Here is a 23,837-nt window from a genome sequence, read left to right as displayed (position 1 = left end):
GAACGGCCCGTGTCCGCAAACACCGAAGGCCGCCCCTCGGGCGGCCTTCGCGAAGTCTTGCGTACGCGCAGTCAGTGGGCCGCCGGATGAGCGGTCCACCACCAGTTCTGGGTCGAGTGCGCGAACATGCGCCGCACCTTACCCGACGTCAGGGGGCGGGCAACAGCGTGAACCGTCCGCGCCCTGCGTTCCTACTGCTCGGTCACCGGCCATGGATGGCATGGCCCAGGAAGCCCGACCGAGGAGACAACCATGTACGCAGCCCGTTCACCCCGGCCCCGCCGTGGCGGCGTCCGAACGCTCACCGTGTGCGCCGCCGCCGCGGCCCTCGCCGCCGGCCCGCTCGGCACCGCACGCGCCACCGGGACCGACGACACCGTCAAGGTCACCTACCGCGGCCACGAGTTCACCGTCCCCGCCTCCTGGCCGATCGTGGACCTGGAGAAACATCCGGACGTCTGTGTCCGCTTCGACCGGCACGCCGTGTACCTCGGCACGCCCGGCGACCAGCAGCGGTGTCCGGCGGGGGCGAGGGGACGCACCGAGGCGTTCCTGATCCAGCCGTCCGTCGTCAAGGGCCGCACCGCCAGCGAGAACCGCACGGCCGGCACGTTCCGGGTCACCGCCGACCGGATCGCCGTGACCGCCGCGTACGCGAAGGACCGTACGAGGATCCAGGACATCCTGCGCGACGCCGGTCTGCCGGACGCCGCCGCGGGGACCGACGTGACCGCCGGCGCGCCCGCGGCGGCACCGCTGCCCGCCGACGCGACGTCCTTCCGCGGCGAGGGCTTCGACGCCTGCACCGCGCCGGGCCAGACGGCGATGGACGCCTGGCGGGACGACTCCGACTACGGGGCCGTCGGCGTCTACATCGGCGGGGTCAACCGTGCCTGCGCCCAGAGCAGGCTCACCGCCGGCTGGCTGCGGACGCAGTACGCGAACGGCTGGCGGTTCTTCCCGCTGTACGTCGGCCGCCAGCCCACTTCCGACGGGGGCAGCTGCAAAGGCGGCTGCGAGGCGATCACCGACCCCGTGCCGCAGGGCACCGAGGCCGCCGACGACGCCGTCGAGCAGGCCACCACGCTGGGCTTCGCCAAGGGCACGGTGATCTACGACGACCTGGAGAACTACACCCCCGGCTCCACCGTCACCAGCCGGGTGCTGTCGTACCTCGACGCCTACACCAAGCGCCTGCACGCACTGGGCTACCGCTCCGGCGTCTACGGCAACACCTCGTCCCTGGTCACCGACCTGGTCGCCCACAAGAGCCGCGCCACCCTGCCCGACGTGCTCCACTTCGCCCGCTGGAACGGCAAGTCGACGACCACCGACCCGACGATCCCCGCGAACCTGTGGGCCGACCACCAGCGCATCCACCAGTACGTGGGCGACACGACCGAGACGCACGGCGGCGTGACGATCTCCATCGACCGCGACCGGCTCGACGTGGGCTAACGCCCGGCCACCCGCCCGCTCCGGGCGGCCGCGGGGCCTGCCGTGCGGCCGCCCGGAGCGCGTCCCGATCGAGCGCGGGCCGTCTCAATTGATGGGCATGGGGATGGACGCCCGACACGACCCCGTAATGTTGTCAGGGTGACCGTGAACGCTAAGCCCAGCGCAAGCGCTGGCAACACCTGGCGAGACCTGCCCGCGGCGCAGCAGCCCGAGTACCCCGATGCCGAGGCTCTGCGCGATGTGATCGCGGACCTCGAGTCGTATCCGCCGCTCGTCTTCGCGGGCGAGTGCGACCAGCTGCGCGCCCGGATGGCGTCCGTCGCCAAGGGAGAGGCGTTCCTTCTCCAGGGTGGCGACTGCGCCGAGGCCTTCGACGCGGTGTCGGCCGACCACATCCGCAACAAGCTCAAGACCCTGCTCCAGATGGGCGCCGTGCTCACGTACGCCGCCTCGGTGCCGGTCGTGAAGGTCGGCCGCATCGCCGGCCAGTACTCCAAGCCGCGCTCCAAGGGGACCGAGACCCGCGACGGCGTGACCCTGCCGACGTACCGCGGTGACTCGGTCAACGGCTTCGACTTCGACGAGAAGGCCCGCATCCCGGACCCCGAGCGTCTGAAGCGGATGTACAACGCCTCCGCCTCCACGCTCAACCTGGTGCGCGCCTTCACCACCGGCGGCTACGCCGACCTGCGCCAGGTGCACGCCTGGAACCAGGACTTCGTGAAGTCCTCCCCGTCCGGCCAGCGCTACGAGCAGCTGGCGCGGGAGATCGACAACGCGATGAACTTCATGCGGGCCTGCGGGACCGACCCGGAGGAGTTCAAGACCGTCGAGTTCTACGCCTCCCACGAGGCGCTGCTCCTCGACTACGAAGCGGCGCTGACCAGGGTCGACTCGCGTACGGGTCAGCTGTACGACGTCTCGGGCCACATGGTGTGGATCGGCGAGCGCACCCGGCAGCTGGACGGCGCGCACATCGAGTTCGCCTCGCGGATCCGCAACCCGATCGGCATCAAGCTCGGCCCGACGACGACGGCCGAGGAGGCACTCCAGTACATCGACCGCCTCGACCCGGACCGTGAGCCCGGCCGGCTGACCTTCATCGTGCGGATGGGCGCCGACAAGGTCCGCGACAAGCTCCCCGAGCTGGTCGAGAAGGTCACGGCCTCGGGCGCGGTGGTGGCCTGGGTGACCGACCCGATGCACGGCAACACCTTCGAGGCGGCCTCCGGTCACAAGACCCGCCGCTTCGACGACGTGCTCGACGAGGTCAAGGGCTTCTTCGAGGTCCACAAGGGTCTGGGCACGCACCCGGGCGGCATCCACGTCGAGCTCACCGGTGACGACGTCACCGAGTGCGTGGGCGGCGGCGACGAGATCTTCGTCGACGACCTCCACCAGCGCTACGAGACGGCCTGCGACCCGCGTCTGAACCGCAGCCAGTCCCTCGACCTGGCCTTCCTGGTCGCGGAGATGTACAGGGACCAGTGACGGGTTCGCCTGTTACACCTGAGTGAAGTGGGGCGCGGATCACATACGATCCGCGCCCCCTCCCACTTTTGCGGTTCCTGAGTGATGGGTAAGGTTAGGTTAGCCTCACCGATTAACGGGACGGCACCAGACATTTCAATCCCGTCGGGAGGTGAACCGCGTGTACGTATGCAGCTGCTTCGGAGTCACCGAACAGCAGGTCAAGCAGCACGCGGAGAACGGCGCCTGCACGCCCCGCCAGATAGCCTCCGCCTCCAAGGCGGGCACGGACTGCGGCTCCTGCGTCCGCAGCATCCAGGCGATCCTCGGCCGTGGCGCCTGCCCCCGCCGTGAGCTGGCCGAGAAGGGCAAGCCGGTACTGGCCGAGCTGTCCTCGGCACAAGGCCTGGAAGAGGCCGCCTAGCTTTCCGGCTGCTCGATCACCTGGGCGATGTAGAGCGCCTCACCGAGCTTCTCCACCAGCTCCAGCTGAGTGTCCAGGTAGTCGATGTGGTGCTCCTCGTCCTCGAGGATCGACTCGAAGATGTTCGCGGACGTGATGTCGCCCTTGTTGCGCATCACCTCGATCCCGCGCTTGAGGCGGTCGATCGCCTCGACCTCCACCTGCCGGTCGGCCTGGAACATCTCGGTGACGGTCTGGCCCACCCGGACGTGGAAGAGCCGCTGGTAGTTCGGCAGGCCCTCCAGGAAGAGGATCCGGTCGGTGAGCACCTCCGCGTGCTTCATCTCGTCGAAGGACTCGTGGCGCGTGTACTTCGCGAGCTTCGTCCAGCCGAAGTTCTCCTGCATCTTCGCGTGCAGGAAGTACTGGTTGATCGCGGTCAGCTCACCGGTCAGCTGCTCGTTGAGGAATTCGATGACCTCGGGGTCGCCCTGCATCGCAGAGGCTCCTTCCAAGCGAGGGACTGGGCAGATTGCGCCGCATCCTTGCATCGGCGTCCCGGGCCGTCCAGTAAGTGCATGCTTAGTACGAGTTGCCCGATTCCGTACTGGGCTGGTCATGTGCACTGTCCCGGGTCTGTCAGGATGGAGCCATGGGTCAGCCGGTGGGACGTGGAACGGGAGAAGCGGCACAGTCGGAGCTTCCGCCGGGGCAGCGACTGCAGCGCGGCTGGCCGGTCACGCACTACGGTCCCGTACCCAAGTTCCGTCCCGAACGCTGGGAGTTCAGGGTCTTCGGCGCCACCGCCGACGGTGAGAAGCACTGCTGGACCCACGAGGAGTTCACGGCCCTGCCGTACACCTCGGTCGTGGCCGATCTGCACTGCGTCACGAAGTTCAGCATGATCGGGGCCGAATGGGGCGGTATCCCGGCGCGCACGATCCTGGAGATCGCCCCGCCCGCGCCCGCCGTCACCCACGTCATGGTCTGGGCGGAGTACGGCTTCAGCTCGAATCTGCGCCTCGACGACTTCGCCTCCGACCGCACGATCTTCGCCACCCACAAGGACGGCGAACTCCTCACCGCCGAGCACGGCTTCCCGCTCCGCCTCGTCGTCCCCCACCTCTACGCCTGGAAGGGCCCCAAGTGGGTGCGCGGCGTCGAGTACATGACGGCCGACCGTCGCGGCTTCTGGGAGGAGCGCGGCTACCACAACGTCGGCGACCCCTGGCGCGAACAGCGCTACTCCTACCAGGAGGAGCCCGGGGACGGCCCCGAGCTCTGACCCGGCCCGCCTTTTCGGGCGGGGTCAGCCGTCCCTGAGTTTCTTCAGGCGCTCCACGTCCGCCGCGTGCCCCTCCTTCCCGCCCGGCGTCTCGATGATCAGGGGTACGCCCTCGGTGGCGGGGTGGGTCATCAGCGCGCGGAACGGGTCCTCTCCGATGTGACCGGAGCCGATGTTCTCGTGGCGGTCCTTGTGGGCGCCGACCACGTCCTTGGAGTCGTTGGCGTGGATCAGCCTGAGCCGGCCCGCGCCGACCGTGTCCATCAGCAGGTCGAGCGTCTGGTGCATGCCGCTCGGCCCGGTCAGGTCGTGCCCCGCCGCGTAGATGTGGCAGGTGTCGAGGCACACGCCCAGCTTCGGATGGGCGTCCAGCGCCTCGAAGTACGGCCCGAAGTCCCAGGTGCGCGAGCAGAGCGAGGCGCCCTGGCCCGCGGTCGACTCCAGGAGCAGATACGGGTCGTCGTCATGCGTCAGCTCGTCCAGCAGGGGCAGCAGATGCTCACGTACCTGCCTCAGGGCGACGGACCGCTCCCGGCCTCCCGTGGCGCTCCCCGTGTGCACGACCACGCCGAGCGCCCCGATCTCCCGGCCCCGCCGCAGCGAGTGCCGCAGCGACTCCACCGACTTCTCGACCGTCGCCTCGGTGTGCGAGCCGAAATTGATCAGATAGGGGGCGTGGACGTACGCGGGTATCGACTCGGCGGCGCAGGCCGCCCGGAACTCCTCGTCCTGGCGGGGACTACCGACGGGTGTCGCCCAGCCGCGCGGGTTGGCGACGAAGACCTGGACGGTCTCGGCGCCCATCTCGCGTGCGTAGGTCAGGCCGACGGAGCTGAGGCCGCCGGCCACGGGGACGTGGCCGCCGACGGGGTTGCGGAGCTGCTTGCTGGTCACGCCCTTCAGGGTGTCACGCGCTCCCGGACGGCCCGTCGGCGGACCTCACTGCCGTGGCCTCAGCGCCGCCGTGGTCTCAGCGGATCACGATGGAGATCGTCGACCCCTTGGGCGCGGTCCTGCCGCCCTCCACCGACTGGCTCTTGACGTGGTCCCCGAAGAGCCCGAGCAGCCCCCGGTCCTCGTTGACCTGGAAGCCGGCGTCCTCCAGCGTCTTCCTCGCGTCGTCCACGCTGGCGCCCACCACGTCCGGCACCGAGACCATCTCGGGGCCCTTGGAGACGGTCAGCGTGACGGTGTCGCCCCCGGCGACCTGGCTGCCCGCCTTCGGCGACTGCTGGGCGATCTGGCCCTGGTCGAACTCCGAGTTGACCTGCTGGGTGGCGATCTTCACCTTCAGGCCCGCCTGCTCCAGCTCCGAGGTGGCGTCCGCGACGGACGCGCCCGTGACGTCCGCGACCTCCACCGGGCTGCCCTTGCTGACGGTGAGGGCGATGGCCGAACCGGCGTGCCGCTCCGTGCCCGCGCCCGGATCCGAACTGATCACGAAGCCCTTGGGGACGTCCTGGCTGAACTCCCGGGTGACCATGCCCGCGGCGAGCCCGTCCCCCTTCAGGACCTCTCGCGCCTTGAACAGCGCGAGTCCCGTCAGGTCGGGCACCTTCACCGTCTCCGGGCCGTTGGAGATGGTCAGCGTCACGGAGTCGTTGTCCCGGATACGGGCGCCGGGCGCCGGGTCGCTGCTGATCACAGTGCCGCGCTTCACGGTGTCGCTGTAGGCGTGCTTGATCTGCCCGACGTCGAGACCGGCGTGCTCGATCCGCGTCCTGGCCTGCGCCTCGGTCTTCGCCAGCAGCAGCGGGACCTTGGTGAACTGGCCGGAATTGATGTACCAGACGCCCGCGCCGAGCCCGAGCACCAGCACGACCGCGGCGATGATCGCGAACATGCCGCGCCGGGGCCGTGCGCCGCGCCGCGGGGGAGCGGGCGGTCCGGACTCGAACCGGCTGGTCTGCTCGAACCGACTGGTCCGGTTCACCGGGTCGCCGGAGTCGCCGCCGTCCTCGTGGCCCTCGTTCACCGGCAGCAGGCGGGGCACGGAGAGCGAGCGCGGGATCACACTCGTACGGTCGCCCGCGTTGTCGTGTCCCACGGCGAGCGCCTGCGGGGGTATGGCGTCGAGCTGCTCGGCGGTGAGACCGGCTCGCGCCTGGAGGACCTGGCCGAGCAGCGCCACCGCGTCGTGCGGGCGCGCCTCGGGGTTGCGGGCGGTCGCCGCGGCGACCAGCCCGTCCAGGGCGTACGGCATTCCGGGCACGGCGGCCGAGGGCGGCGGCACATCCGCGTGCAGGTGCTGGTAGAGCACCTGGGCGGGGGAGTCCCCGGAGTGTGGTTTGCCGCCGGTGAGCATCTCGTAGAGGACGACCCCGCAGGCGTAGACGTCGACGCGGGTGTCCGCGGTGCCGTGCTCGATCTGTTCGGGCGCGAGGTACGACACGGTGCCAAGGACGGCCCCTGTCGTGTTCGTGATGGTGTCCACGGCCCGGACGAGGCCGAAGTCGGCCACCTTGACCCGGCCGTCGTCCCCTATCAGGACGTTCTCCGGCTTCATGTCGCGATGCACGAACCCGGCGCGGTGCGCGGCGCCGAGCGCGGCGAGCACCGGCTCCAGGACGTCCAGGGCGGCCCGCGGTTGCAGCGCCCCCCGCTCGCGCAGCACGTCACGCAGGGTGCAGCCGGCGACGTACTCCATGGCCAGATAGACGTACGACCCGTCCGCGCCCTGGTCGAAGACCTGCACCACGTTGGGGTGCGCGAGGCGGGCCACCGACTTGGCCTCCCGGATGAACCGCTCGACGAACGAGCCGTCGGCGGCCAGCGTCGGGTGCATCACCTTGAGTGCGAGCACGCGGTCGAGGCGGGTGTCCAGGGCCCGGTAGACCGTGGCCATCCCGCCGACCGCGATCCGTGCGTCGACGCGGTAGCGGCCGTCGAGCACTTGCCCGACAAGCGGGTCCTGAAGGGTCGTATCCACGCAGGCGAGTCTACGAGTCGCCACTGTCACCCCCACCCTTCCGGCCAATTCCGGAGCGGGACTGCAGCCGACCTGTGACGGATCTCGCACGCCAGATCGATCCGGTCCCCATGTCGTGCACAGGGAAGGTAAGGCAGCCTGCCCCTCCACCCCCCAGCCGCCAACGGCGCCCCACCCTCACAGGCGACGCACACTTTCCAGCCGACTGGAAACGGGCGGTGCGCGGGCGGGAGAAAAAACACACCGGCGCCGGGCGCCTAGAAAGCAGGACGCTCAGGATCCAACCGCGCCAGCCCCTCCGCAGGAGACGACGCGGAGGCGAAGTGCCGCCGAGGAATCCGCCCCGCACGCCAGGCGAGCCGCCCGGCTTCCACCGCGTGCTTCATGCCCTCGGCCATCAGCACCGGCTCCTGCGCCCGGGTCACGGCCGACGCCAGCATGACGCCCGCACACCCCAGCTCCATCGCGAACGCCGCATCCGACGCCGTACCGGCCCCCGCGTCCAGAATCACCGGCACACGCGCGTGCTCCACGATCAGCTGGAAGTTGTGCGGGTTGCGGATGCCGAGACCGGACCCGATGGGCGACCCGAGCGGCATGACCGCCGCGCACCCCACGTCCTCCAGCTTCCGCGCGAGCACAGGATCGTCGTTGGTGTACGGCAGCACGGTGAACCCGTCGTCGACCAGCGTCTCGGCCGCGTCCAGCAATTCGATCGGATCCGGCAGCAGGGTCCGCTCGTCGGCGATGACCTCCAGTTTGATCAGCTCCGTACCGAGCGCCTCTCGCGCGAGCCGCGCGGTCAGCACGGCCTCGCCCGCGGTGAAACACCCCGCCGTGTTCGGCAGCACCCGGATGCCCAGCTTGTCGAGCACGGACAGCACCGAGCCGTGCGCCGAGGGATTCACCCGCCGCATCGCGACCGTCGTCAGCTCCGTGCCGGACGCCACGAGCGACCGCTCCAGGACGTCGAGGCTGGGCGCACCCCCCGTACCCATGATCAGCCGGGACGAGAAGGACGTACCTCCGAGGACAAACGGATCGTCGGCCATGGTTCAGCCTCCTTGGACTGCGGTGAGGACTTCGACGCGGTCTCCCTCGGAGAGGGCCGTGGACGACCACTGCGTGCGCGGGACGACGGTTTCGTTGAGCGCGGCGGCGACGCCGGAGGGCGCGACGGTGAGGGTGGCGACGAGCGTGTCGAGGGCCGTGTCGGCGGCGACGAGCCGTCGCTCTCCGTTGACGAAGATGTTCATACGGTCTGCTCCGTGAGTGCGGTGCTGAAGCGGCCGGGGGCGAAGGGGCGGGCCTCTTCCGGGAGCTCGCCGGTGGTCAGGACGTGCGCCATGGCGTCCCCGGTGACGGGCGTGAGCAGGACGCCGTTGCGGTAGTGCCCGGTGGCCACCAGCAGCCCGTCGAGCGCGGTCGGGCCGAGCAGCGGCGCGTTGTCGGGCGAACCCGGGCGCAGGCCCGCGCGCGTCTCGGTGAGCGGCAGCTCGGTGATCCCGGGCACCAGCTCGTGGGCGTCGCGCAGCAGCTCGTAGACCCCGCCCGCGGTCACCGTCGTGTCCCAGCCCAGCTCCTCGCTGGTGGCGCCCACGACGAGCTCACCGTTCTCCCGCGGCACCAGATAGACCTGGCTGCCGCGCACCACGGCCCGCACGGTCCGGCTCAGGAACGGCGCGTAACGCTTCGGCACGGTCAGCCGCAGCACCTGACCCTTCACGGGCCGTACGGGCGGCAGTACGTCGGCGGGCACGCCCGGGAGCTTTCCGCTGAGGCTCCCGGCGGCGAGCACCACCTGCCCCGCCCCCAGCTGTTCGCCGCCCGTCGTGAGGACCCCGGCGGCCCGGTCCCGTACGACGGTCAGGCGCTCCGCCCACGTCCGGTGGAACTCCACTCCGGCCCGCTCGCACGCCGTGACCAGGGCCTTCGCGAGCCGGCGCGGGTCGATCTGGTGGTCGCCGTCGACCCGCAGCCCGCCGCGCACGCCCGGCGCGAGCATGGGCTCCAGACGGCGGCACTCCCGGCCGCTGAGCCACTCCGATTCGAGCCCCGAGCGGTGTTGCAAGGCGTGCAGTTCGCGCAGGTGGGCCCGGTCGTCGGCATCCATGGCGACGGCCAGCGTGCCGCACCGGCGGTAGCCGAGGTCCTGGCCGCTGGCCTCGGTGAGTTCGGCGGCGAAGTCGGGATAGCGGCGTGCGGAGGCGAGGTTCAGGCCCAGCAGGGTCTGCTCGCCGTAGTGCAGCTCGGTGACGGCGGCGAGCATTCCGGCGGCCACCCGTGCCGCCCCGCCGCCCGGCTCGGGGTCCACGACCGCGACGGTGAACCCGCGCTGCGCGGCCCGCCAGGCGGTCACGAGACCGATGATCCCGCCCCCGATGACGAGGACGTCTGACACACGTGCGTCCGATGACGGCGCATCCGAGGAACGTGCAGGTGTACGCGTAGGCGACATGGGCGTCCAGCCCCTCCCTTCGCCGGCATGACCCGGATCAGGTTCGTACGGTCGGAGGCCGCCAGCCTCCCTCTCAGCCCGGTGCGTCCGGGCTCCCGCGAGTGCTTTACGTTGGCCACCCTAGCCCGCTGCCGTATGTCTCAGTAAGGGAGCCTCCGTCCATGACCCGTACGCTCGACGGCCTGGTCCTCGCCCCGGTCGCCGACCAGGCCCCCGGGCAGGTCGGTACGCGCACCCGGTTCACGTACCACGAGAAGGACGGCGAGATCTGGGCCGAGTACGCGGGCGGGGACGTCGTACGCGGTCACCTCGTGGGGACACGGGAGGGCGACCGCCTCGACTTCCGGTACGTGCAGCTGAAGCACGACGGCAGCACCTCGTCGGGCCACTGCGTGTCCTTGGTCGTGGAGCTGCCCGACGGACGGTTGCGCCTGGAGGAGACCTGGGAGTGGGAGTCCCAGGACGGGAGCGGTACGAGCGTTGTGGAACAGGTCACTGCGCACGTCCCCTGACTGACAGATTGTCAGTTGTCTATGGTGATCAGGTGAGCGAGCAGACGCGGGCACAGGTGCGGGCGCAGGAGCGTACGGCACGGCGGGTCGTCATCGTGGGCGCGGGCATGGCCGGCGTACAGACGGCGGTCGCCCTGCGGGAACAGGGTTTCACCGGGGACGTGACGCTGATCGGGGCCGAACCGCACCAGCCGTACGACCGGCCACCCCTGTCCAAGGCGGTGCTGCTCGGCAAGGCCGAGGGCTCCGCCTTCGACATCGACTTCGAGGCGCTGGACATCGAACTGCGGCTCGGCTGCGAGGCGCTGGGCCTGCGCCCCGCGGACCACGAGCTGGACACCGAGGCGGGACCGGTGCCCTACGACGTCCTGGTCCTCGCGACCGGCGCGGAACCGATCCAGCTGCCGGGCTCGGAGGGCGTTCCCGGCGTCCATCTGCTGCGGACCCTGGACGACGCCGAGCGGCTGCGCCCCGTGCTCGCCCAGCAGCACGACATCGTGGTCGTCGGGGCGGGCTGGATCGGTGCGGAGTTCGCGACGGCGGCACGTGAGGCCGGGTGCGCGGTCACGGTCGTCGAGGCCGCCGACCGGCCGCTGGCCGGCGCGCTGCCCGCGGAGGTGGCCGCGCCGATGACCGCCTGGTACGCGGACAGCGGCGCGTCGCTGCGCACCCACGCGCGCGTGGAGCGCGTCGAGCCCGGCGCGGTGGTCCTTGACGACGGCACGCGGGTGCCGGCGGGCGCCGTGGTCGTCGGCATCGGCGCGCGCCCCGCCACCGCCTGGCTGTCCGGCTCCGGCATCGAGCTCGGCGCCCACCGCGAAGTGGTCGCCGACAGCCACCTGCGCGCCTCCGTGCCGGACGTCTACGCGGTCGGCGACTGCGCCTCCTTCCCGTCGGGCCGCTACGAGGAGCGCCTCCTCGTCCACCACTGGGACAACGCACTCCAGGCGCCGCGCACGGTCGCGGCGAACATCATCGGCGAGGCCCCGGTGGCGTACGACCCGGTCCCGTACTTCTGGTCCGAGCAGTTCGGCCGCTTCGTCCAGTACGTCGGCCATCACGCCCCCGCCGATACGACCATCTGGCGGGGCGACCCGTCGGGCGCGGCCTGGACGGTGTGCTGGCTCCGCGAGAGCCGCCTCGTCGCCCTGCTGGCCGTGGGGCGTCCCCGTGACCTGGCCCAGGGCCGCCGCCTGATCGAGGCGGGCATGCCCATGAACCCGGACATCCTGGCCGACCCGTCCCGCCCCCTGAAGGACGCCACGGCATGACCGCCCGGTTTCCGTCGCCCGGACGGCGGTCCGGGGGGCGCTCGGGTACCGAGTGTCAGTCCGGGATGGCAGGCTTGTCCCGTGACCGAGATTGACGCAAAGATCGATGCTCTCGTCCCCGCCTGGCTCACCCTCCCCGACATCGCCGAACAGCTCGGCGTCGAGGTGACCCGCGTCCGGCAGTTGGTCAAGGAGGGCCAGCTGATCGCCGTACGCCGTGGTGAGAACCGCGCGCTGCACGTCCCCGCCGCCTTCATCGACGGGAACGAGCAGAAGGTCGTCAAGGGCCTGACCGGCACCTTGACGCTCCTGCGGGACGACGGCTTCTCCGACGAAGAGATGCTCGAGTGGCTCTTCACCCCCGACCCGAGCCTGCCCGGCACCCCCGCGCAGGCTCTGAGCGAGAATCGCGGCACGGAGGTGAAGCGCCGCGCCCAGGCGCTCGCCGTCTGATTCGACCGACCCTCCGGCGTACGGACCACGGCCGGCCCCGGACCACCCCGGCCGCCGCGGTCCGTACGCACCGCACCACGTCCGTAGGGTGCGTACGACATCCGTACGCACCGCACCACGGGGGACACACGCATGCCTGAGAACGCCGCCCGCACCCGCCTCGCCGACGCCCGCGTCTACCTCTGCACGGACGCCCGCAAGCGCCAGGGCGACCTCGCCGACTTCCTGGACGCGGTCCTGACCGGCGGCGTCGACATCGTGCAGCTGCGCGACAAGGGCATGGAGGCCGCCGAGGAACTGGACCACCTCCAGGTCTTCGCGGACGCCTGCGCCCGCCACGGCAAGCTCCTCGCGGTCAACGACCGGGCGGACGTCGCCCACGCCATCGGCGCGGACGTACTCCACCTGGGCCAGGGCGACCTCCCGGTCCCCGCCGCCCGCGCGATCCTCGGCGACGAGGTCCTGATCGGCCGCTCCACGCACGCCGAGTCCGAGGCCGCGGCCGCCGCCGTCCAGGACGGCGTGGACTACTTCTGCACCGGCCCCTGCTGGCCCACCCCCACCAAGCCCGGCCGCCACGCCCCGGGCCTCGGCCTGGTCCGTCACACGGCCTCCCTCGTCACCGACCGCCCGTGGTTCGCCATCGGCGGCATCGACCTCGGCAACCTCGACGAGGTCCTGGAGGCGGGCGCCCGCCGCGTCGTCGTCGTGCGGGCGATCACCGAGGCGGCGGATCCCGGCGCGGCGGCGGCAGAGTTCGCGAAGCGGCTGCGTCAGGTGTGAGTGGGGCCGCGTCGGGCACAGGCCGTGCCCCCGGGCGGGTCGATGGTCCGATCAACGATCGGACCGGTCGTCCCGCCAGGTGTCCGAGGGGTGGACAAGAAGTCGACAAATCGGACAATTGGCGTCGGTTCGGTTGGGAGACCGCCGCCCCCTGGCTAACCTGCGGGTATGGCCCTCGGATCTGCTTCCACCAGGACTGATCGCGCGCGCACCGTGCGTGACATGCTCGGCACCGGCAAGGCGACGTACTCCTTCGAGTTCTCCGCGCCGAAAACCCCCAAGGGCGAGCGGAACCTGTGGAACGCGCTGCGCCGCGTCGAGGCCGTCGCCCCCGACTTCGTCTCCGTCACCTACGGCGCCGGTGGCTCCACCCGCGCGGGCACGGTCAAGGAGACCGAGCAGATCGTCGCCGACACGACGCTCACCCCGGTCGCCCACCTCACCGCGGTCAACCACTCCATCGCCGAACTGCGCAACATCATCGGCCAGTACGCCGACGCTGGCATCAGGAACATGCTCGCGGTCCGCGGCGACCCGCCCGGCGACCCGATGGGCGAGTGGGTCCCGCACCCCCGGGGTCTGACCTACGCCGCCGAACTCGTCCGTCTCATCAAGGAGTCCGGCGACTTCTGCGTCGGCGTCGCCGCCTTCCCCGAGATGCACCCCCGCTCCGCGGACTGGGACGTGGACGTCGCGCACTTCGTCGACAAGTGCCGGGCCGGCGCGGACTACGCCATCACCCAGATGTTCTTCCAGCCCGAGTCGTATCTGCGCCTGCGTGACCGGGTGGTGGCGGCCGGCTGTACGACACCGGTCATCCCGGAGGTCATGCCGGTGACGAGTGTGAAGATGCTGGAACGACTTCCGAAGCTCAGCAACGCTTCGTTCCCGGACGTCCTGAAAGAGCGGATCCTCACAGCCAAAGACGATCCGGCGGCTGTACGCTCCATTGGGATCGAGTTCGCGACGGAGTTCTGCGCGAGGCTGCTGGACGAGGGAGTCCCCGGACTTCACTTCATCACGCTCAACAACTCCACGGCGACGCTGGAAATCTACGAGAATCTGGGCCTGCACCACCCGCAGCAGGCCTAGACCGGTCGCACCCACGTACGACACACTGCGTAGCGGCCACTGGGAGAGGGGCGTACATGGGCTGGACGGTCCTCTATATCGCGTTCGGCATCGTCGCGCTGTGGCTGCTCGGCGAGGTCCTGCTGCAGTACAAGGCGCGGTTGCGCTGGCGCCTGCTCGCGTTCGTGGGCTTCCTCGGTGTCGTCTTCGGCGTGCTGATTCCCTCCGTGATCGTCATCGGGCTCGGCGCGGCGGCCTTCGCGGTCGGCCAGACGTACGTCACCCTGTCGTTCCGCCGCGGTTTCGCGGAGGGCTGGGCCGTGGGCAACCGGCAGGGTGCCGAGAGCGGCGCCGGCAAGGGCTTCGGCAAGAGCAAGCGACGCCGCGGTGAGGAGCACCAGGACCCGGCGCTGGAGGTCTCCGACCTCGAAACGGCCGAGGGGGCCGAGGCCAGGGCCGCAGGACTGGCCCGAGACGCGGCGTATCCCCAGGGCGACGACTTCACCCGCGAGGACGACGTGTTCTCGCCCGCGCACTCCGACCGGTTCATGCCGCCCGGTTCCGGCGACCTGACGGCCGCCGAGGCCGCCGCCGTGTACGAGCCCCAGCCCCTGCCCGACGACACCGGCTCCTACGGCGTCTACAGCGACACCGCCTACGCGGCCGCCGCCACTGACCAGTCCTACGCCGCCGCGGCCCAGTCCCAGGACCAGCAGGCGTACGCCTACGACGGCTACGCGACCGGGTACGACCAGCAGCAGTACGGCTACGACAACGGCCAGCAGCAGTACGCCGCCTACTCCGACCCGTACATCGGCACGCAGTCCTACAACGGCGCCTCGTACGACACGACCTACGGCGGCGGCGACCAGCAGTACACGCAGCAGCAGGGCTATGGCCAGGACCAGTACGCCACCGGCGGCTACGGCGGCGAGACCCCGGCCGGCGGCGTCTGGGTCCCGCAGCAGCGCAACACCGACGACCCCTACGGCGGCGAACTCCCGCCGGAGCAGCCCTACCCGTACCAGGGCAACGGCAACGCCAACGGCGCCGGGTACGACGAGCAGTACCGGTACTGAAGGCCGCCCTCCCCGGGCGGCCTCCGGCGCGCCGATGCGCTCACTGAGAGCCCCGGAACTGCGGTCCCTCCACGATCAGTCCGGACACCAGGGCGCCCGACATGCCCGCGTGCGGGAGGCCGCCGCCCGGGTGGGCCCAGCCGCCGACCACGAACAGCCCCGGCACACGGGTGGTGTTCGACGCGTGCAGCAGCCGCCCGTCCGCCGCGGCGAGCGCCGGGGCGGGGACGGCGCCGCCGTCCGTGCCCGTCTCTTCCGCGCAGTCGGCAGGAGTGCGGGCCTCGTGCCACAGCAGACGGTCGCGCAGGTCCGGTATCGCGCGCTCGGCGACACCGAGCACCCCCTCCACGTCCGCCTCGGACACCGACAGGCCCGACGGGACCGTGACGCTCAGCGTGACCGCCTCGTGCTCCGCGTCCGGCGCGAGGGCGGGGTCGTCCGGGCACGACACCGTCACGGTGGGCGAGGAGGAGAACCCCGGACGCTCACCGAAGAGCCGGTCCAACTCCTCCGTACGGTCCGCCGCGTGCACCACCGTCCGGTGTGCCACCCCCTCGGGGCGCCCTCCGCGCAGCGCCAGCAGCACGGTCAGCCTGCTCGGTGCCCCGCGCTGCGGCGCGACCTCGTCACCGCCCCGTAGCGCCGTCCCGGGGGCCAGGACGTCGAGTGCTCCGGGCGCGACACCGGCGACCACGAAGTCGGCGTCCGCGACCTCGCCGTCGGCCAGCTCCACACCCGTGGCCCGGCCGTCCTTCTCTACGATCCGCGCGACCGGGGCTTCGAAGCGGAATTCCACCCGGCGGGCCACGCACCGCTCGTACACCGCGCGCGCCAACTCCCGTATGCCGCCGCGCACATACCAGGTGCCGAAGGCGTGCTCCATGTACGGCAGTACGGCCGCGCTCGCCGGGGTGACGCGCGGATCGAGCCCGTGGGCGAGGGCGTGGCTCTCCAGCAGGGCCGTGAGGCGTGGGTCGCGCAACTCCCAGGCGCCGACCTCGGCGAGGGTCGTGGCGCGGCGGGTGCGCAGCAGCTTCTTGTGGGGCACCGAGGGGTAGGGCTCGCGCTCGGCGAGCACCGACCAGTTCGGCCACAGCGGCTCCTCCAGGAGCGGCCTGCGGGTGCGGTCCCAGGCCTCGCGTGCCCGCACCAGGAAGTCGCCCCACCGTGCGCCCGCGCCCGCCCCGAGGGCCTCGTCGAGGGCGGTGACGACGCCCGCGCGCGAGGCGTTCGGCAGACGGACCTCCGTGCCCTCGGCGAAGACATGGTGCGAGGACGGGTCCACCTGGACCAGCTCGACGCACGCCTCCAGAGGCTCCTTGCCCGTTTTGACGAACAGATCGCGGTAGACCGCGGGCAGCGGGAGCAGCCCCGGGCCCGTGTCGAACACGAAGCCGTCGCGCTCGAAGCGGCGCACCGCCCCGCCGTACGTCGCCGCGCGCTCGTACACCACCACCCGGTGGCCCGCGACGGCCAGCCGGGCGGCGGCCGCCATCGCGCCCATCCCGGCGCCGATCACCGCAATCCGTCCCATGCCAGCGACTTTATCGGCCCGACCGACCACTCGGCCCGCGGTCTCAGTCGGGTGGCTGTCCCACCCGCTCGGCCAGGCGTTTCTCCTCCCTGCGCTGGGCCCTGCGGCGCAGGAACCGGCGGATCCGTGAGATCAGGAAGAAGAGCGTCAGCAGTCCCGCGAGCAGCAGCACGCCCGCGATGATCGCCGCGGCCTCGGGGTGGAACATCGCGAACGTCAGGATTCCGGCGACCCCGAGATCCTCGGCGGTGCTCATGACGAGGTTGCTGAACGGCTCCGGCGAGGTGTTGATCGCCATCCGAGTCCCGGCCTTGACCGTGTGGCTCGCCAACGCCGTCGAACCGCCGATCGCGCCCGCCGCCAGATCGGAGAGTGAACCGCTCTGCCCGGCGAGCAGTGCCCCCACCCACGCCCCCGCCGCCGGGCGGATCACGGTGTGCACCGAGTCCCACACCGAGTCCACGTACGGGATCTTGTCGGCGACCGCCTCGCACAGGAAGAGAACGCCCGCCGTGATCAGGATCTCAGGGCGCTGAAGGGACTCCGGGACGTCGTCGCTCAGACCGGTCGCTCCGAAGACGCCGAGGAGCAGCACCACCGCGTACGCGTTGATGCCACTGGCCCAGCCGCTGGTGAAGACCAGGGGGAGTACGGACACGGACGCGATCGTAACCAGTGGACGACGATGCGTCCTGGGCATGAGCGCGGACGACTGAGTATCCGTACCTAGTGAGTGAGATGAGTACGCGCGCGGATGGGGCCCGACCTGCGCGAAAGAGAGAGTGGAGGCACGGAAGGGGGCGCGGCTCCGGTACCGCCGACACGGGGCGGCGGAACGGTCCTCGCGCCCTTGGCCGCTCCTTCCGCCGACTCTGTCGGCGGGAGCGAGGCACGGGGGAACCCGGGGGACGACCGAACGGGGGCCCAACGGGGAGTACGGGGGAGTACGGCGAAGCGCCGGTCCGAGGTGGCCCGCGGGGGACGCGGCCACCTCGGACCGGCGCCTCGCCGTGCCCCGTTTCCGTACCGAACCCGGTCAGCTCACCGGTTGCCGCTCACGCGGCCCTGGAGCAGCCGCGACAGCGCCGCGTGGACGTCGTCCAGGGAACGCTCCGGCTGGAAGGCCTGCCAGTCCAGGGCGGCCACCAGGACCATCCCGACCAGCGCGGCGGCCGTCAGCGGAATGTCGATCTCGTCGCTGAGCTCGCCGTTCGCCACCCCTTCGCGCAGCACGCCCTCGACGACCGCGACCGCCTCCTGCCGGACCACCATGAGCGTGGACTGCCAGGCCCGGTTGGTGCGCCACAGCTCGGCCACGTAGAGCTGGGTGAAGGCCGGGTAGCGGTTGATGAAGGCGAGCCCGGCCCTGATCATCGCGTCCAGTGCGTCGACCTTGGTGCCGCCGTCCCGCTCGGTGCGCTCCGCGGCTTCCCGCAGGGAGGCGGTGAGGAGTCCCACGCCGTGCCGCAGCAACTCCTCGAAGAGGACGGACTTGCTCGCGAAGTTGTAGTAGACCGTGCCTTTCGCGACCCCGGCCCGCTCGGCGATCTCGTCCACGGTGGTGGCGGAGAACCCCTGTTCCGCGATGAGGGTGACCGCCGCCTCGTAGAGCTTCTGCCGGGTCGCCTCGCGACGGCCGCCACCTGCCGTGGTGCTGCTGCTTTCCATGGCCCTGATTGTCACAGGCTCAGCTCGGGGTGCAGACGGTCGAGGGTCCACACCTGCTTGCGGTGTGCCGACAGGGCGGTGAGCGCGAGCGCGCCCGCGGTGAACGCCGTGAGGACGGCGCACGCCTGCCAGACCGGTCCGAGACCGCCGCCCGTGATGAGCCTGCGGAGGGCCCCGACGACGTAACTCATCGGCAAGAAGGGGTGGATCGCGTTGAAGAAGCCCGGACTGGTCTGGACGGGGTACGTGCCGCCCGCCGAGGTCAGCTGGAGCATCAGGAGGGCGAGGACGAGAATCCGGCCCGCCGCTCCGAAGCGTGCGTTCAGCCACTGCACCAGCGCCGCGAAGCACGCCGTCACCAGGCACAGGAAGCCGACCGTCCCGGCCGCCCGCACCATCTCCAGGCCGATCGCCCAGTGCAGCACGGACATCAGGGCCACCGTCTGGAGCACGCCCAGGGCGGCCACCGGCAGCCAGCCCGCCAGCGCGATGCGCCAGGCCGAGGCACCCACCGCGAGCGCGCGCCGGTTCAGCGGCGGGATCAGCATGTACGCCACCATCGCGCCCACCCACAGGGACAGCGGGATGAAGTACGGGGCGAAGCCGGTGCCGTAGTTGGGCGCCTTGTGCAGGTCCTTGGAGGCGAGCTTCACCGGGTCGGCCATGACCTGGGTGCGCACGTCGCGGTCCTGCCGGTCGTAGTCGGGGATCTGCCCGGCGCCGTCGTGCAGCCCGCCGGCGAGCTGCCCCGAGCCGCCGACGAGCTTGTACATGCCCTCGTCGAGGGTGCTCGCGCCCGTCTTCAGCTCGCCGACACCCGTGTCGAGGTCCGCCGCGCCGGTCTTGGCCGTGCCGAGTCCCGTGCGCAGCTTCTTGGCCCCCGCGGCGACCTTCTCGGCGCCCTCGTTCAGCTTGTTGACCTTGGAGACGGCGTCGGTGAGGTCTTCGGAGAGGTGCGGCGAGCGGTCGGCGAGGGCCTGGGCCTGCTTCTGCAGGGTGCCCAGGTTCTTGTCGAGCCGGTCGAGATCGCCGTTCTGGTCGCCGATGAGCGTGTTGACGTCGTCGGCGACCTCGGCCACGTCCGCGGCCGCCTGCCGGGCCTTCTTCAGGTCGGGGCACGCGGCGTCGGGCAACGGCAGGGTCTCGCAGCGTGCCCTGTAGACGGCGCTCAGCGCGTCGGACGCCGTATGGGCGCCCTTGGCGGCGGCCGGGGCCGTCTTCACCAGTGTGTCCAGGTTGTGGCGGATCCCCGCGGCGGAGTCGGCGACGAGCCGGGCCGTGTCGCCGATCGACTTCTCGTTGTCCTTCAGGAAGGGGCCCACCTTGTCCGCGACCCCGTTGACCTTGTCGGCCAGCGCCCCCGTGCCGTCGGCGACCTGCCGCGAGCCGTCCGCCAGATCGCCGGCGCCCCTGTCGAGCTTCCGCAGGCCGCCGGAGAGCTTGCCACTGCCCTCCTTGGCGTCCTTCAGGCCGTCGGCGAGGTCCTCGGAGCCCTTCCGGGCCCTGGTGATGCCACCGCTGAGCTTGTCGGCCCCCTTGGCGGCCTTCTCGGTCGCCCCGTGGATGTCCGAGAACGAGATGAAGATCTTGTCCAGGAACGACCGGGAGGCCTTCGTGGACGCCGCCGTGCGCACCTCGCCGAACACCGTCCGTGAGATCTGCCCGACGATGTAATTGTTCGCGTCGTTCGTGCGCACCTGGAGGGCGCCCGTCTCCGGAGCCTGTCCGGAGCTGGAGGCGATCCTCCGGCTGAAGTCGGACGGCATGGTCAGCGACAGGTAGTACGTGCCGTCCTCGACACCCCGGCGGGCCTCGGCCGCGCTCACCTCGTGCCACTCGAAGGTGTCGCTGTCGCGCAGCCCCTTGGTGATGTCCTCGCCCGCCGAGAGCTTCTTGCCCGCGACGCTCGCCCCCTTGTCGTCGTTCACGAGCGCCACGGGAATGCGGTCAAGGCGGCCGTACGGGTCCCAGAACGACCACAGGTAGAGGGCGCCGTACAACAGCGGCAGCAACAGGAGCGCGGCCAGCGCGGCACGCGGGAGTTTGCCCCGGCCGAAGCGCCTGAGCTCAAGAACGGCCAGTCTCGGCGAGCGCATCGGCCGTCTCCTTGTCGTCGGTCTCGCTGGTGTGGTCGGTCGGGCGGGTGGACACGCGGACGGCTCCGTCGGGAGCCTCGCCGCACACCGCCACGACCGTGGTGCCCGACTGGGCGATCGACTTCAACAGGGCCCAGACCTCGGCCCGTTCGGCATCCGACAACTTGAGGTCGGTGTCGTCGACGCCGAGCAGCCCCGGGCGGCCGACGAGGGCCAACGCGACGGACAGCCGCAGGGCTTCGAGCCGCTCCAGGTCGCGTACGGCGGTCCGGGAGCCCTTGGGCAGGGCCTCCCGGTCCAGCCCGGCGGCGGCCAGCGCGGAGTCGATCCGCAGCTTCCCCTCGGCCGCCCGCTCGGCTCGCGGACGCAGCGGCCCGCGCAGGGAGTCCTTCAGGGACCCCCCGAACCGCCGCTGCAGCAGCGCCCGTTCGAGCAGGTGCTCCCCGACGGTCAGGGCGGGGTCCAGGTCGGTGACACCCGGGACATGGGCCAGCGCGCTCGCGCGACGCACCGCGGCCATCTGCCGCGGCAGCGTGGCCCCGCCCACGGCGGCCGTCCCCTCGGTGGACCGCATCCGGCCCGTGAGCGCGAGCAGCAGGCACGTACGGCCCGAGCCGGACGGCCCCGCGACCGCGATCAGCGAGCCGGGCCCCGCATCGACACCGACACCGCGGAACGCCCAGCCGCGAGGGCCCTCGAGTCCGAAGTCCCTGGCCGTGACACCGAGTCCGCGCGGACCGTCCACAGCGTCCCCATCCCCTGAACATTTTTGAACTGACTGGTCAGTGCAAAAACTAACCCGAACCTTCGATCGAAGCAAAGGCCCAGGTCAGAACGGATTGTCAGTGGCATACCTCACGGTGGGCACATACGGCCACAGTGCCGTCACACAGACGACAGGAGGTTCGTCATGGCCACCTCTTCCGCAGCAGCCGCCCACCGGCGCCGCGCCACCGGCCCTGCCCCCTCACTGACCGGCCCGGCGAGCGACGTGCACCCCGTGCTCCGCCGGGCCACGGCCCCGCCCGCCGCCCTCGACCTGCTCGCCCAGGCCCGCGCCGGCCTCGACGAGGCGACCGCCCTGGAATCACCCAACGAGCGCTACGCGACGGCGCACTTGGCGGCCCTGCGCACCGCCGCCGCCGTCCTCGCCGCCCGGGGCCGCCCGGAGCCCACGCCCCGACGCCGCGCCCGCATCCGGAGCGCCTGGGAAGTGCTCCCCGAGATCGCGCCCGAACTCACCGAGTGGAGCGCCCTGTTCGCCTCCGGAGCCGACCGGCGCGCCCGCGCCGAGGCGGGTATCCGGGGCGCGGCCGGCACCCGCGACGCCGACGACCTGATACGGGACGTGGCGATGTTCCTGCGCCTCGTCGAGCGGATGCTGGTGCTGCAACCCGTACTGCCCCAGCCCCGTCGCAACGGAGAGGAGGAGGGCGACGGAGACGGGGAGGGCAGGAAGCACAGGGCGGACAGGGAGGTCCCGGACGCGAGCTGACCCCGCGATCCGACGCCTGATCCCATGCCTGATCCGACGCGTGATCCGCCGGGTGAGACGGAGGGTCGGGTACGACGGCGGAGGCAATAGGGTGGAGACGCCTGAAGCCTCCTGCCGGGAGGCCCCCCGATCGCTCCGCCGCGCAAGAGGCGGTGCCGCTCCGAGGAGTCAACTGCCGTGCCGGACCCGACGCGCCCTCGCGCTTCTCTCCGTACCGCCGTGGTCTGGGAGGTCCTCAAGGACGCTCTCGACCGCCGGGTCAAGGCCACCGGGCGGGAGTCGCTGGACGTCCTCGACACCGGAGGCGGCAGCGGCAACTTCGCGGTGCCCGTGGCCCGCCTCGGTCACCGTGTCACCGTCGTCGACCCCAGCCCGAACGCGCTGTTCGCGCTGGAGCGCCGGGCCGCCGAGGCCGGGGTCGCCGACCGTGTCAAGGGTGTCCAGGGCGACGCCCACGGCCTCTTCGACGTCGTCGAGCGCGGTGGCTACGACGTCGTGCTGTGCCACGGGGTCCTGGAGTACGTGGACGACCCCGCCGACGGCGTGCGCAACGTGGTGGACGCGCTGCGCCCCGAGGGCGTTCTCAGCCTCCTCGCGGCGGGCCTGGGCGGCGCCGTGCTCGCCCGCGCCCTCGCCGGCCACTTCAAGGAGGCCAAGCAGGCGCTCGACGACCCGGACGGACGCTGGGGCGAGGGCGATCCCGTACCCCACCGTTTCACCGCCGATCAGCTCACCGCGCTCGTCGAGGGCGCGGGTCTGCGCGTCGGCGCCGTGCACGGCGTACGGGTCTTCGCGGACCTGGTCCCCGGCGTCCTCGTGGACACCGAGCCGGGTGCCGTGGAAGCCCTTCTGAAGCTCGAGGCGGCGGCCGCCGAACTCCCCGCGTTCCACTCCGTGGCCACGCAGCTTCATGTGCTCGGTGAGGCACAGGGGGCCGACGAGGGTTGAGTCGCCTCCCATGTTGCGCCCCTGATCAGGGGCGGGGCGGCAGATGGAGTACGCCACAGGCCACCCGATCGGGCGCTCGGCGCCGTATGATCGAGGGAGACCGTCCGGCATGACGGGCCGGTTGCTGGGGAATGCACGCCTCAGTGAATCGGGGTGCCATGGCGGGTTCCGGTTGGCGAATTGGCGCAGAGGGGCGGGTTTCACGGGGGCGATTCCCTGCCTATCCTGAAGGGGACCCCCGGTCGCCCCGGCGACTGCACGATGAGGAGGACGCCGTGCCGCTCTCGGAGCACGAGCAGCGAATGCTCGAGCAGATGGAGCGAGCGCTGTACGCCGAAGATCCCAAGTTCGCGACAGCGCTTGAGGGAAGCGGGCTGCGTACGTACACCCGGCGACGGGTCTACCAGGCGGTCGCGGGCTTTCTGGTGGGTATCGCGCTCCTCATGGCCGGAATGGTCTCGAAGCAGATCTGGGTCAGCGTGGTGGGTTTTCTCGTCATGCTGGGCTGTGCGGTGCTCGCCGTCACCGGTTGGCGCAAGGCTCCCAAGCCGGGTGAGCAGCCGGCCGCGCCCGGCGCACCCGCCACGCGCCACCAGGGCCGACAGCGCCGCTCCATGATGGACCGCATCGAACAACGCTGGCAGCGACGCCGAGACGAGCAGGGGCAGTAGCCCTGCGGGCGCCCGCAGTCGAAGACAACGCGTGAGGGGGTGTCCCCACCCGGGCCGGGTGGGGACACCCCCTCAGTCGTACCCCGACAGGGCGTCTTGCCCGCGCCGACGTCAAGCGCCTGCGTGAAGCACCGGCGTGACGCCGACGGGAACCGAACCTGGGGGACGCCGGCCAGTACCGGCGGGTCGCCACCGGCGTCCTCCGTCCCGGTCGCGCACCCACCACATGTGGCCCGTGTCCCCGGCCGGGGAC

25 protein-coding genes and 1 riboswitch are annotated in these 23,837 nt (G+C 71.4%); of the genes, 13 read left to right on the top strand and 12 right to left on the bottom strand.

Going from position 1 to position 23,837, the window contains the following annotated elements; all coding sequences use genetic code 11:
• Positions 1-71: 71 nt before the first annotated feature.
• Positions 72-128, bottom strand: coding sequence for a trp operon leader peptide (locus tag AAFF41_RS51580; RefSeq protein WP_071528813.1), 57 nt, complete (start codon positions 126-128; stop codon positions 72-74).
• 124 nt (positions 129-252) lie between these two features.
• Here AAFF41_RS51580 and AAFF41_RS15040 point away from each other — a divergent pair, with 124 nt between their 5' ends.
• The 3 genes from AAFF41_RS15040 to AAFF41_RS15030 all read left to right on the top strand — a co-directional run bounded on the left by AAFF41_RS15040 (position 253) and on the right by AAFF41_RS15030 (position 3,352).
• Positions 253-1,458 carry a glycoside hydrolase domain-containing protein gene (locus tag AAFF41_RS15040; protein WP_319752474.1) on the top strand — a complete coding sequence of 402 codons (1,206 nt, stop codon included), beginning with the start codon at positions 253-255 and terminating at the stop codon, positions 1,456-1,458.
• A 138-nt stretch (positions 1,459-1,596) separates the two neighbouring features.
• Positions 1,597-2,949 (top strand): class II 3-deoxy-7-phosphoheptulonate synthase, encoded by a 1,353-nt coding sequence (locus AAFF41_RS15035; RefSeq protein ID WP_054231523.1) that lies wholly within the window; start codon positions 1,597-1,599, stop codon positions 2,947-2,949.
• Between the two features lie 151 nt (positions 2,950-3,100).
• Complete coding sequence (locus tag AAFF41_RS15030) at positions 3,101-3,352, top strand: (2Fe-2S)-binding protein (RefSeq protein ID WP_319752473.1); 252 nt, start codon at positions 3,101-3,103, stop codon at positions 3,350-3,352.
• On the opposite strand, the gene bfr is transcribed toward AAFF41_RS15030, so the two are convergent.
• The gene (gene bfr, locus AAFF41_RS15025) at positions 3,349-3,828 is read right to left on the bottom strand and encodes a bacterioferritin (RefSeq protein WP_054231521.1); all 480 of its coding nucleotides are present in this window, start codon (positions 3,826-3,828) and stop codon (positions 3,349-3,351) included. The genes AAFF41_RS15030 and bfr overlap by 4 nt on opposite strands.
• Positions 3,829-3,983: 155 nt before the next feature.
• Here bfr and AAFF41_RS15020 point away from each other — a divergent pair, with 155 nt between their 5' ends.
• Positions 3,984-4,616 carry a sulfite oxidase-like oxidoreductase gene (locus AAFF41_RS15020; RefSeq protein WP_319752472.1) on the top strand — a complete coding sequence of 211 codons (633 nt, stop codon included), beginning with the start codon at positions 3,984-3,986 and terminating at the stop codon, positions 4,614-4,616.
• 24 nt (positions 4,617-4,640) lie between these two features.
• Here AAFF41_RS15020 and AAFF41_RS15015 read toward each other — a convergent pair whose 3' ends face one another.
• The 5 genes from AAFF41_RS15015 to thiO all read right to left on the bottom strand — a co-directional run bounded on the left by AAFF41_RS15015 (position 4,641) and on the right by thiO (position 10,003).
• Positions 4,641-5,510, bottom strand: a complete 870-nt coding sequence (locus tag AAFF41_RS15015) for a deoxyribonuclease IV (RefSeq protein WP_343324071.1) — start codon at positions 5,508-5,510, stop codon at positions 4,641-4,643.
• 76 nt (positions 5,511-5,586) lie between these two features.
• Positions 5,587-7,545 carry a Stk1 family PASTA domain-containing Ser/Thr kinase gene (gene pknB, locus AAFF41_RS15010; protein ID WP_343324070.1) on the bottom strand — a complete coding sequence of 653 codons (1,959 nt, stop codon included), beginning with the start codon at positions 7,543-7,545 and terminating at the stop codon, positions 5,587-5,589.
• Positions 7,546-7,802: 257 nt separating this feature from the next.
• Complete coding sequence (locus AAFF41_RS15005; RefSeq protein WP_054231517.1) at positions 7,803-8,597, bottom strand: thiazole synthase; 795 nt, start codon at positions 8,595-8,597, stop codon at positions 7,803-7,805.
• Between the two features lie 3 nt (positions 8,598-8,600).
• Positions 8,601-8,801 (bottom strand): sulfur carrier protein ThiS, encoded by a 201-nt coding sequence (thiS, locus tag AAFF41_RS15000; RefSeq protein ID WP_054231516.1) that lies wholly within the window; start codon positions 8,799-8,801, stop codon positions 8,601-8,603.
• Positions 8,798-10,003 carry a glycine oxidase ThiO gene (gene thiO, locus AAFF41_RS14995; RefSeq protein WP_343324069.1) on the bottom strand — a complete coding sequence of 402 codons (1,206 nt, stop codon included), beginning with the start codon at positions 10,001-10,003 and terminating at the stop codon, positions 8,798-8,800. The genes thiS and thiO overlap by 4 nt, the downstream gene beginning before the upstream one ends.
• A riboswitch (TPP riboswitch) is annotated at positions 10,001-10,112 on the bottom strand. (Overlaps the previous gene by 3 nt.)
• Positions 10,113-10,164: 52 nt before the next feature.
• Between thiO and AAFF41_RS14990 the strand changes: the two genes are divergently transcribed.
• The 6 genes from AAFF41_RS14990 to AAFF41_RS14965 all read left to right on the top strand — a co-directional run bounded on the left by AAFF41_RS14990 (position 10,165) and on the right by AAFF41_RS14965 (position 15,172).
• The gene (locus tag AAFF41_RS14990) at positions 10,165-10,515 is read left to right on the top strand and encodes an avidin-fold protein (RefSeq protein WP_319752468.1); all 351 of its coding nucleotides are present in this window, start codon (positions 10,165-10,167) and stop codon (positions 10,513-10,515) included.
• Positions 10,516-10,547: 32 nt separating this feature from the next.
• Complete coding sequence (locus AAFF41_RS14985; RefSeq protein WP_388405923.1) at positions 10,548-11,786, top strand: NAD(P)/FAD-dependent oxidoreductase; 1,239 nt, start codon at positions 10,548-10,550, stop codon at positions 11,784-11,786.
• Between the two features lie 81 nt (positions 11,787-11,867).
• Positions 11,868-12,239 (top strand): Rv2175c family DNA-binding protein, encoded by a 372-nt coding sequence (locus AAFF41_RS14980; protein ID WP_054231512.1) that lies wholly within the window; start codon positions 11,868-11,870, stop codon positions 12,237-12,239.
• Between the two features lie 132 nt (positions 12,240-12,371).
• The gene (thiE, locus tag AAFF41_RS14975; protein ID WP_319752467.1) at positions 12,372-13,022 is read left to right on the top strand and encodes a thiamine phosphate synthase; all 651 of its coding nucleotides are present in this window, start codon (positions 12,372-12,374) and stop codon (positions 13,020-13,022) included.
• A gap of 168 nt (positions 13,023-13,190) precedes the next feature.
• Positions 13,191-14,114, top strand: coding sequence for a methylenetetrahydrofolate reductase [NAD(P)H] (metF, locus tag AAFF41_RS14970; RefSeq protein ID WP_319752466.1), 924 nt, complete (start codon positions 13,191-13,193; stop codon positions 14,112-14,114).
• Between the two features lie 56 nt (positions 14,115-14,170).
• The gene (locus AAFF41_RS14965) at positions 14,171-15,172 is read left to right on the top strand and encodes an SCO2102 family sporulation regulator (protein ID WP_319752465.1); all 1,002 of its coding nucleotides are present in this window, start codon (positions 14,171-14,173) and stop codon (positions 15,170-15,172) included.
• A gap of 40 nt (positions 15,173-15,212) precedes the next feature.
• Here the strand turns inward: AAFF41_RS14965 and AAFF41_RS14960 are convergent, their stop codons facing one another.
• From AAFF41_RS14960 to AAFF41_RS14940, 5 genes are all read right to left on the bottom strand, one after another.
• Positions 15,213-16,706 (bottom strand): phytoene desaturase family protein, encoded by a 1,494-nt coding sequence (locus AAFF41_RS14960; protein WP_343324068.1) that lies wholly within the window; start codon positions 16,704-16,706, stop codon positions 15,213-15,215.
• Positions 16,707-16,749: 43 nt separating this feature from the next.
• Entirely contained in the window at positions 16,750-17,364 is a 615-nt protein-coding gene (locus AAFF41_RS14955; RefSeq protein WP_319752463.1) for a DUF4126 domain-containing protein, read from the bottom strand.
• A 383-nt stretch (positions 17,365-17,747) separates the two neighbouring features.
• The gene (locus AAFF41_RS14950) at positions 17,748-18,374 is read right to left on the bottom strand and encodes a TetR/AcrR family transcriptional regulator (protein WP_054231506.1); all 627 of its coding nucleotides are present in this window, start codon (positions 18,372-18,374) and stop codon (positions 17,748-17,750) included.
• Between the two features lie 11 nt (positions 18,375-18,385).
• Positions 18,386-20,470, bottom strand: a complete 2,085-nt coding sequence (locus tag AAFF41_RS14945; protein WP_319752462.1) for a YhgE/Pip domain-containing protein — start codon at positions 20,468-20,470, stop codon at positions 18,386-18,388.
• The gene (locus AAFF41_RS14940; protein WP_343324067.1) at positions 20,442-21,215 is read right to left on the bottom strand and encodes an ATP-binding cassette domain-containing protein; all 774 of its coding nucleotides are present in this window, start codon (positions 21,213-21,215) and stop codon (positions 20,442-20,444) included. Before AAFF41_RS14940 ends, AAFF41_RS14945 begins: the two co-directional genes overlap by 29 nt.
• Before the next feature lie 165 nt (positions 21,216-21,380).
• On the opposite strand from AAFF41_RS14940, the gene AAFF41_RS14935 reads away from it, so the two are divergent.
• From AAFF41_RS14935 to AAFF41_RS14925, 3 genes are all read left to right on the top strand, one after another.
• On the top strand, positions 21,381-21,965 hold the full coding sequence (locus AAFF41_RS14935) for an SAV_6107 family HEPN domain-containing protein (protein ID WP_319752460.1): 585 nt from the start codon (positions 21,381-21,383) through the stop codon (positions 21,963-21,965).
• A gap of 177 nt (positions 21,966-22,142) precedes the next feature.
• Positions 22,143-22,913 carry a methyltransferase gene (locus tag AAFF41_RS14930; protein WP_097284314.1) on the top strand — a complete coding sequence of 257 codons (771 nt, stop codon included), beginning with the start codon at positions 22,143-22,145 and terminating at the stop codon, positions 22,911-22,913.
• 275 nt (positions 22,914-23,188) lie between these two features.
• Positions 23,189-23,584: a DUF3040 domain-containing protein gene (locus tag AAFF41_RS14925; protein ID WP_060902071.1), complete on the top strand. Its 396-nt coding sequence runs from the start codon at positions 23,189-23,191 to the stop codon at positions 23,582-23,584.
• Positions 23,585-23,837 lie beyond the last annotated feature (253 nt).

This window comes from Streptomyces mirabilis, assembly GCF_039503195.1.
Lineage (GTDB): Bacteria > Actinomycetota > Actinomycetes > Streptomycetales > Streptomycetaceae > Streptomyces > Streptomyces mirabilis_D.
Note: the sequence above shows the minus strand (reverse complement) of the source record. Positions and strands in the feature narration are given on the sequence as shown.